Raw genomic sequence first — 646 nt, 5'->3', positions numbered from 1 at the left:
GCGACTGGCTTCGCTGTCTGAGGAGAACGAAATCCTAAAAAAAGCCCTGGGCTTCCTTGCGCAGAAGTAACCAATATTTTTGATTACATTCACCAAGAAAGCCATCACCACCAGGTAACCAAGATGTGCCGAATCCTCGGTGTTTCCAGAGCTCAGTATTATCGTTATCGATCCCCCAAACCTTCAAAACGCCGGGCCGAAGATGCGGACTTGAAACAACGGATTCTGCGGATCTTTGCGGAATTTAAGCAGCGATACGGTGTTATGAAGATCCACCATGAATTGAATCTGGAACTTCAACCACTGCAGCGTCGGTGCAGCCCAAGACGGATTTCCCGGCTCATGAAGGAACTGGATATCCACTCCGTTACCGTCAATAAATGGAAAGCGGCTTCGGCTTCCAAAACCAAGGTTGAACAGCGTCCCAACTTGCTTAAGCAGGATTTCTCGACCACTGGTTTAAATCAAAAATGGACCGCTGATATGACCTATATTCAAACGAAGCGTAATGGCTGGTGTTACTTATCAACCATCATGGATCTGCACTCAAGACGAATTATCGGCTATTCATTCTCAAAAAAGATGGATACTGATTTAGTCTTAAAGACCCTGGAAAGCGCGGTTAAAAATCGAACCATTACTGGGG

The 646-nt window shown here is 46.0% G+C and carries 1 protein-coding gene; it reads left to right on the top strand.

The window, feature by feature from the left end; genetic code table 11:
- Positions 1-123 precede the first annotated feature (123 nt).
- The coding region (locus WDC_RS09305; protein WP_082040991.1) for an IS3 family transposase at positions 124-646 on the top strand (523 nt) is incomplete at its 3' end.

Source organism: Paucilactobacillus wasatchensis, assembly GCF_000876205.1.
GTDB lineage: Bacteria > Bacillota > Bacilli > Lactobacillales > Lactobacillaceae > Paucilactobacillus > Paucilactobacillus wasatchensis.
The sequence above is the reverse complement of the archived record's forward strand: the minus strand, read 5'-3'. Positions and strand labels throughout refer to the sequence as shown.